This is a genomic window from Methanobrevibacter sp. UBA212 (genome assembly GCF_905233225.1).
Classification (GTDB): Archaea; Methanobacteriota; Methanobacteria; order Methanobacteriales; family Methanobacteriaceae; genus Methanocatella.
Genome location: NZ_CAJODJ010000061.1, coordinates 1 through 8068, shown reverse-complemented (window position 1 = coordinate 8068; position 8068 = coordinate 1). Strand labels below are relative to the sequence as shown.

The following is an 8068-nucleotide window of genomic DNA, read 5'->3' as shown; positions in this document are numbered from 1 at the left end:
ATTAAGTCTGTTTTACAACCTGGGTTTCCTTCTTTCATGTGAGGGGTTCTTAAAACAGTATCATTTGCTTTTTCGATTTCTCTTGCTTCTTGTGCTAATTTAGCAGCACATGCAGCAATTTCGTGAGCAGCAGCTACTAATGGGATGAAGTTTTCGAAACCTTTGGTCATGAAACAACCTTTCATGTCTAAGTTAGCAACGGATCCTGCCATTTCGTATGCAGCGATAGCTTTTGCTTTTGCGTATGGGTTTGCGAATCCACCAGCTTCTGCAGCTTTTTCAGCAGTAACAATGAGTTTAGGTAATTCGATTGCACCAGCTTCTGCTTGTTCGATTACAGTGTCAATGGTTTGTTGGACTAATCTTAATGCACCGGTTTCTGCGAGTACTTTTAAGATGTCGGAGTTGAAAATAGCCATTTCAGTTGGGTCTAACCATTCTCTTTTTGCACCAATCATTGGGTCGGACATAACGATGATGTAACCTAAGCCTTGTTCATCCATTTCGTCTTTTTTACCTTTACCAGGTGCGTCACCGATGATAATAGCTGGAACATCTTTTTCGGATAACATTTCTCTTGCTTTAGCTGGTCCAGGTGCTCCTGGGTTTGGGCTAATGAAGATTGCGAAATCAGGTCCGAAAGCGTCTATTTTAGGTACGACGTCTTCTACTTGTTCTGGGTTCATTTTTGCTCCAGATCCAAAGGTTCTTACATCGATGTTTGGTCTGTCTGCTCTTTCGTCTAACAATAGGTCAATTACTGGTGAAGTACCAATATTACCACTTTTAATAATAGCAATTTTAACTACCATAATTTTGTCTCCATATTTGATAATAATAATTTTCATTCAAAAACTATTTAAATTTTATCATAAATATGCAAGAATACCCCAACTTCTGTAAGTTGGGGATGAATTGCAAGTTAGGTATACTTATATTAAATCTGATTTTTAATGGGTATTTTTTTTATTTTTATCGTTTTTTTGTTATTTTTTGTGTATTATTTTATCTTGAGTGTACTTTTAAATTTTTATTCTTATAGGGGATGGGGATTAGTTTTCAAATGCTCTCTGTAAATCTTTATATACCATTACATTAGAAATAGTATAATATCATTTGTAAAAAAATGATATCGATAGTTAAAAAATATGATTGAATGAGGGCTTTTTAAATGGTGGAATTTGTTAGGAAGAATCTTGAGGTTAGAATTTATCCTACTAAAATGGATCGAAATGATGATGGTGAAAAGACTGTCAGCATTAGCAAAATCGAATCCAACATAGGCATTACCCGTTTCATATACGACAAGGAATTGACATTCATCAAAAACTTTGAAAAATTATTAATACAATACGGATACAATGTAAATAAACTAATAATAAATGACAAGTCATGTAATGTTCTTTTAAAGATGTTAAGAGTGGATTATTCTTTTTTAAAAAAAGCAGAGTCCAGTAGCAGACAACAGGCACAAAGAGACCTCATTAACGCATTTAAACGCTATTATGATCCCACTATCAAATCAGATTATCCGGTTTTAAAAACAAAGAAAAAATCCAATAAAAATTCATTCCGCATAATGAACAACAAGAACGTTAGAATAACCAAAGACAAAAATGGACACGATAAAATAAAACTAGCAAAATTAGGAATAGTTAAATTCAGAACAAGCAAAGAATACCGCGAATTATTACACCGAGGAAGTGACAAGAATGACGAAACTGTAAAAATCAAACACGTAACAGTTAAAAAAGTAAATGGCATATATTATGCTGTTTTCAATATTAAACAATTATATATCCCAGAACCCATAATAGGACCAAAACAACAAGTGGGAATTGATATCGGATGTAGTAAACTAGCTGTTCTATCAAACGGTGAAGAGATACCCAATCTTGATCTAAATAAAGAAACAGACAACATCATAAGATATCAAAAAACCATGGACCATCATGATCAGTATTCCATCAGGTATAGGGAAGCACAAATACAATTCAATAAGTCCTGGCAAAAGCTCCTGAACAAGCGAAAAGACTACTACAATAAAGCGGTGAATTATATCGTTAAAAATAGTTGTTTGGTTGTCGTTCAAAATGAAAACATCATATTCTGGAAAAACGACAAAAACTTAAGTCACAGCATACAGCTAAACGCACCACGAGACTTTCTCAATAGACTAGAACGAAAATGCAAACAGGAAAGAGTGAAATTTGTAAAAATTTCCAAATATTATCCATCCACTCAAATCTGCAGCAAATGCCACAAAATAAATAAAAAAATCAGCAGACGCGAAAATCTAGGAATAAGAGACTGGGAATGCCCGCATTGCCATACACACCATGACCGTGACGTTAATGCGGCTAAAAATATCCTTAACAAAGGATTACAAATCGTCGGGACGACGATGCAGTAAAAAAATTTCCAAAAAAAAATACAATTTTTTTGGTTTGCGAATCCCCATCCTCTAAAAAGGGCGGGGAAGTTCAATATTTGAAAATTTGTGGGGGTTTTGTTTGTTTCTTTAGAAATTATTTGTTGTGCCTAAAACTAATTGTTTCTAACCGAAAATCTAAATAAAGACAAAATTATCAATTAAAAGTGTAAAAAATCTTTAAAAATAGTAATAGAGTGGTTCCGACGAGACTCGAACTCGTGATCCCCTCCTTGTAAGGGAGGTATCATACCAACTAGACCACGGAACCAACAAACATTATTATGATTTTACTATTATATATACTTTTCTATTTTTCCAAATTCTGTTGATGAATATATTTTAATAATGATAAAAACAATATTTATTATTGTAAAAAATTTTGAAGTGATAAAATGGCTTGGGATGACACAGCTAGTAAAATATGGTTTGATGGAAACATGGTAGACTGGAAAGATGCAAACATTCACGTACTCTCTCATGTTGTCCATTATGGTACAAGTGTTTTTGAAGGAATTCGTGCATATAAAAACGAAAACGGCGTAGGAGTATTCCGTCTAAAAGAGCACGTTCAACGTTTGTTTGATTCCGCAAAAATCTATAAAATCGAAATTCCATTTACTCAAGAAGAAATCGAAGAAGCAATCCTAGAAACAGTTCGTGTCAATGAATTGGATGGATGTTACATACGTCCTATCGTATTCAAAGGCTATGGGGAACTTGGAGTTGACCCTTCCAACTGTCCTGTAAATGTGGTTATTGCCGCTTGGGAATGGGGATCATACTTAGGTGAGGAAGGAATGGCAAACGGTGTAGACATCGGAGTTTCATCCTGGAGAAAACCTGCACCTGACACTTTCCCTGCACTTGCAAAATGTGGTGCAAACTACATGAACTCCCAATTGGCTAAACTTGAAGCTATCGACAATGGTTATGATGAAGCCATCATGCTCGATTATGAAGGACACGTTTCCGAAGGAAGTGGAGAAAACATATTCCTCGTCGAAGGCGAAAAACTGTTCACACCATCAATGTCCTCATCCAATCTAAAAGGAATTACCAGAGATTCAGTAATGACAATTGCACGTGACTTAGGATATGAAGTTGTAGAGGAAGTAATTTCAAGAGAAAGATTATACGCTGCTGATGAGGTATTCTTCACAGGAACTGCAGCTGAAGTTACTCCAATTCGTTCAATTGACCACAGAACCATTGGAATCGGTAAAAGAGGACCAATTTCAGAGAAAATCCAAACAGCTTTCTTTGATATTGTAGAAGCTAAATCAGAAGATAAGTACAACTGGTTATCTTACATTTAAATTGGTGTAGCCTATGGATATAATTCAGGGAATTATAATCGGTATCGTTCAGGGTTTGACTGAATTCCTGCCGGTTAGTAGTTCAGCACATTTAGTTTTCATTCAAAAGATACTGGGGGTTCAAAGCTCCCTTGCTTTTGACACTTTTCTTCATTTAGGAACATTGATTGCAGTAATGTGGTTTTTCAGATACGATATCTACAAGATGATTTTGTCATGGCTGTCAAGCATTCGGGATATTCTGCGTGGAAGATTCAGGGAAGGATTCTATAGTGATCCCTACAAGAGGCTTGCATGGTATGTTATTCTGGCCACCATTCCTGTGGGTATTGTAGGCGTATTATTTGAAGATTCTGTGGATTCACTGTTTGCAGGTGCACTGTATGTTCCTGCGTTTTTCCTGTTTGTAACCGGTACTATTCTGTATCTGTCCCAAAGGATGACAAGCGGTGAAATCAATTATAATACAATAACTAAAAAAGAAGCGTTATTCATGGGTTTAGGTCAAGCATGTGCAATATTGCCTGGCCTTTCACGTTCAGGAACAACAATTGCGGCAGGTTTGACAATAGGTCTTAACAAGGAATTTGCAGCAAAATTCAGCTTTATATTATCTATACCTGCAATCCTGGGAGCTTTTCTATTGCAGGCCAAAGACATCGGTTCAGCGATGGACGCAAACTTCCTGCCAGTGTTTTTAGGTTTTATTGCATCAATAATTGCAGGTTATATGGCTATCAAGTGGATGCTTGACTTGATACAAAATAAGAGCTTGGATATTTTTGCTTATTACTGCTGGGTAATTGGTATATTGGTATTTATGGGCTCAATTGCTCATATATTCTAAAATTAAAAATAAGTAGAGATTGAAATTAATCTCTATTTACAAACTTTTTCTATTTTTTTTCTTAGTTTTTCAACGGATTTTCCTAAAACGAGTGCAGCAAACATTGCTCCGCCCGCTCCGGCACCTTCCTTGACGAATCCTTTCAGATAATTTTTCAGTCCTTCATGTTCGGATTCCTCAAATCTAGGATCCACTGCATGGACTGTTATGTTGTCGTCAATTTGTTCTAAGATTCCGAAGAGGTCCGCAGTCTCGTCGCCTGCAACATATACTGTAGTGGCCAGGTTTATTCTTGAAAAGTCGAATGTTGGCTGAAGGGATTTTATCACGGCGCAGGTTGCGGCCATCTGGGTTCCTCCTGCCAGAATGATTGGGATGTCTGAACCCAATACTATTCCCGCAATTGCAGGGATTGTCGGATCTCCCACTGCACCGATTGCCTGGATTGCATCGGCCTCGCCAGGTATTATTCCGGCATTTTCAAGGCCTTCATCAACGGCTTTTGATTTCAGGTCATGGGGATTGTGCGGCATGCTGCCGCTGACCTTTTCATTTGCCTCATAGCCTAGGGCTTTCAAGACACCCAGGGCGGTTGTGGTTCCGGCCGCTATGCTTTCACCGATAATCAGCATTTCATGTCTTTGTGACAGTTCATTTCCAAGGTCTTTTGCATTTTCCAATATTTCCAATGGGTTTAAAACACCTTTTCCGGTTCTTATGTCCCTTCCATAGTCCTTTCCCAAATTGACATATTCGACATCGGGCTTGATTTTGGAACCTGCATCGACAATAACGAATGGAATGCTTGCAAGCTGAAGGGATGCCTTTGTAAGTCTTGCAGGAGTTGGTGCCGCAGCGTCTCCGACTACGGTTTCTGCAGGAGCTTCACAGCATCTGACTTCTCCTAAAACCATGAATTCGGCGTCCCCTGCAGGTGTGTATTCGGTAAGGTCTGCAGACGGGCCGGCTCCGGAAATCCCATCAATCAATGAGGTTTCGGTTGTTCCAATTGTAAGCAGAAATACGGCTTCGTCTTCCACTTCCTGAAGCTTTTCTATCAGGTCAGTTGAGCCATAGGTTGTAATTCCATCAATCATTATTCTCACCTTGCTTTTTTAATAAGTCAATTATAATCTTGTTTTGATTAATAATCTTTTTGTTCTGAAGCATGATTTTCTTCAGCATTTCTTCCTGTGACAGTTCATTGTCTGTCTTGAATGTCTGTCCGTCTCTTGCTCTTGGAGGGATTTTTATTTGGTCTTTTGGCGGAAGTGAAGATGTCTCGTCACCTCTTTTAGGTATCACGCCCTTTGAGGCACTGTCCTCTCTTGAGACAAAGTCAACATATCTGTGTGTCACCTTGTTTTTTCCCCTCTCTTCCAAAAGTTCCATCAGCCTGTCGTCCACTTGGTCAACACCAACCAGCTGTTCCTGCTCCACTTCATGCAACAATCTCTTTTGAATGTTGTATGCATTGTAAATCGGTATTCCACGAGTGTTGCATTCGTTTTTGAACATATCGTTGATGTTGATGTCTCCGGTCAATTGTTTTACTCTCTTCTGTTCTGGAGTATTTGCACTATAAAATCCCATACTTTCACTTATGTTTTTTGAAATTAAAAAATATTTTTATATTCTTAAATAATATATACTAATTAATTAAATTTTTCCCAGATGATTATTTTGATATGTTTAGGAATTGAAGGAACAGCAGAAAAAACCGGTGTAGGTATTGTGGACAGTGATGGAAATATTCTGGCAATGGCTGGAAAGCAGTTGTTTCCGGAAGAGGGAGGCATACATCCCCGTTTGGCTGCCGAACATCACGCCGAATGGATTCCTAAACTGATACCTCAGGCAATCGATGAATCCGGATTGTCATATGATGACATTGATCTGATTTCATTTTCACAGGGTCCGGGCCTGGGTCCGGCTCTAAGAATCGTTGCGACTTCAGCAAGGTCTCTGGCACTGTCACTCAAAAAGCCGATAATCGGTGTAAATCACTGTATAGGCCATGTTGAAGTGGGAAAGCTTGACACAGGTGCGGTCAATCCGGTATCCCTATATGTAAGCGGCGGCAACAGTCAGGTTATAGCCTATGAAAGCGGAAGATATCGTATTTTCGGCGAAACACTGGACATTGCAGTCGGAAACTGCCTTGACCATTTCGGCCGTGAAACCGGTCTAGGACATCCCGGCGGTCCTGTAATTGAAAGGCTTGCAAAGAAAGGTTCTTATGTTGATTTGCCTTATGTTGTCAAGGGAATGGATTTCTCCTTTTCAGGACTGCTCTCAGCGGCCATAAGGGAAGTGCAAAAGGGAACTCCAATGGAGGATGTCTGCTTTTCACTTCAGGAAACCGCCTTTTCAATGCTTGTTGAAGTGACTGAGAGGGCTCTATCACATACGCAAAAGGATGAGGTGATGCTTTGCGGAGGGGTTTCGGCCAATTCAAGACTGCGCGAAATGCTTAAAACAATGTCAGAAGAGCACGGCGCCAAATTCTACATGCCTGAAATGAAGCTCTGCGGAGACAATGGTGTCATGATTGCATGGCTGGGTCTTCTGATGTGCAAGGAATTCGGGCCGCTGGAACTGGCAGACACTGGAATCATTCAGAAGTTCAGAACCGATGAGGTTGATATTCCATGGATTGACAATTCAAAAACTTATTTGACATTGCCTGATGAGCTGATTGCAAAAGGCGCCGAGTCAAACATCGTCAAAAGCAGTTATTTGGGTGAAAAGGCTGTAATCAAGGACCGCATTCCAAAAGGATACAGGATTCCTGAAATCGACAACAAGATCAGGAAGGCCCGCTGCAAGGAGGAGGCGAAATTATTGTCCGATGCCAAAAGGGCAGGCGTCAAAACCCCTGTTTTGTATGACGTGAATCTTAAGAACAAGGCAATCACCATGGAGGAGATTGAAGGCGTAATGCTTAAGGAAGTAATCGATGATGATTTGGCGTTAAGGCTCGGAGGTGAGATTTCCAAACTGCATTGCGCAGACATCATTCACGGAGACATCACAACCTCCAATATCCTATTCAGTGACGGCAAGCTCGTTTTCATCGATTTCGGACTGGGCAGATATTCACAATTAAAAGAGGATAAGGCAGTCGATTTGCTTGTTTTGAAAAAATCCCTGCAGAGCATTGATTATAATTTGGCATTGAGATACTTTGATTTGGTTTTGAAAGGATATGGTGATGAGTCAATACTTAATACAATTCATGATATCGAATCACGTGGAAGATACACACATTGAGTTATTTCACACTTCCACCTAATAACCAACACCTATAATAAAAACCATAATCATAACTAAAAATATGATAACATTTATAACTGGTAACGAACATAAAGTAAAAGAAGCAGAGAATATTTTCAAAGATTACGGCATTGAACTTGAGCATATTGATTTAGGCTATGAAGAACCCCAAGGAACTCTTGAGGAAGTGGCCTT

8 protein-coding genes and 1 tRNA gene are annotated in these 8068 nt (G+C 38.9%); 5 read left to right on the top strand and 4 right to left on the bottom strand.

Annotated features, from left to right (window positions below):
• The coding region (locus QZ138_RS10845; RefSeq protein WP_292889041.1) for a F420-dependent methylenetetrahydromethanopterin dehydrogenase at positions 1-812 on the bottom strand (812 nt) is incomplete at its 3' end.
• A gap of 359 nt (positions 813-1171) precedes the next feature.
• Between QZ138_RS10845 and QZ138_RS10840 the strand changes: the two genes are divergently transcribed.
• Entirely contained in the window at positions 1172-2413 is a 1242-nt protein-coding gene (locus QZ138_RS10840) for an RNA-guided endonuclease TnpB family protein (protein WP_292889040.1), read from the top strand.
• Positions 2414-2629: 216 nt separating this feature from the next.
• Here QZ138_RS10840 and QZ138_RS10835 read toward each other — a convergent pair.
• Positions 2630-2702: transfer RNA gene (locus QZ138_RS10835), tRNA-Val, on the bottom strand.
• A 124-nt stretch (positions 2703-2826) separates the two neighbouring features.
• On the opposite strand from QZ138_RS10835, the gene QZ138_RS10830 reads away from it, so the two are divergent.
• Both QZ138_RS10830 and QZ138_RS10825 read left to right on the top strand, forming a co-directional pair.
• Entirely contained in the window at positions 2827-3750 is a 924-nt protein-coding gene (locus tag QZ138_RS10830; protein ID WP_292889039.1) for a branched-chain amino acid transaminase, read from the top strand.
• Between the two features lie 13 nt (positions 3751-3763).
• Positions 3764-4597, top strand: coding sequence for an undecaprenyl-diphosphate phosphatase (locus tag QZ138_RS10825; RefSeq protein ID WP_292889038.1), 834 nt, complete (start codon positions 3764-3766; stop codon positions 4595-4597).
• Between the two features lie 32 nt (positions 4598-4629).
• Here QZ138_RS10825 and cobT read toward each other — a convergent pair whose 3' ends face one another.
• Together cobT and QZ138_RS10815 are read right to left on the bottom strand one after the other, a co-directional pair.
• Positions 4630-5694 (bottom strand): nicotinate mononucleotide-dependent phosphoribosyltransferase CobT, encoded by a 1065-nt coding sequence (gene cobT / locus QZ138_RS10820; RefSeq protein WP_292889037.1) that lies wholly within the window; start codon positions 5692-5694, stop codon positions 4630-4632.
• Positions 5687-6190 (bottom strand): hypothetical protein, encoded by a 504-nt coding sequence (locus tag QZ138_RS10815; protein WP_292889036.1) that lies wholly within the window; start codon positions 6188-6190, stop codon positions 5687-5689. Before QZ138_RS10815 ends, cobT begins: the two co-directional genes overlap by 8 nt.
• Before the next feature lie 81 nt (positions 6191-6271).
• On the opposite strand from QZ138_RS10815, the gene QZ138_RS10810 reads away from it, so the two are divergent.
• Together QZ138_RS10810 and QZ138_RS10805 are read left to right on the top strand one after the other, a co-directional pair.
• Positions 6272-7870 (top strand): bifunctional N(6)-L-threonylcarbamoyladenine synthase/serine/threonine protein kinase, encoded by a 1599-nt coding sequence (locus QZ138_RS10810; RefSeq protein WP_292889035.1) that lies wholly within the window; start codon positions 6272-6274, stop codon positions 7868-7870.
• A 64-nt stretch (positions 7871-7934) separates the two neighbouring features.
• Positions 7935-8068 (top strand): non-canonical purine NTP pyrophosphatase (locus QZ138_RS10805; protein WP_292889042.1); only part of this gene is annotated, 134 nt, incomplete at its 3' end.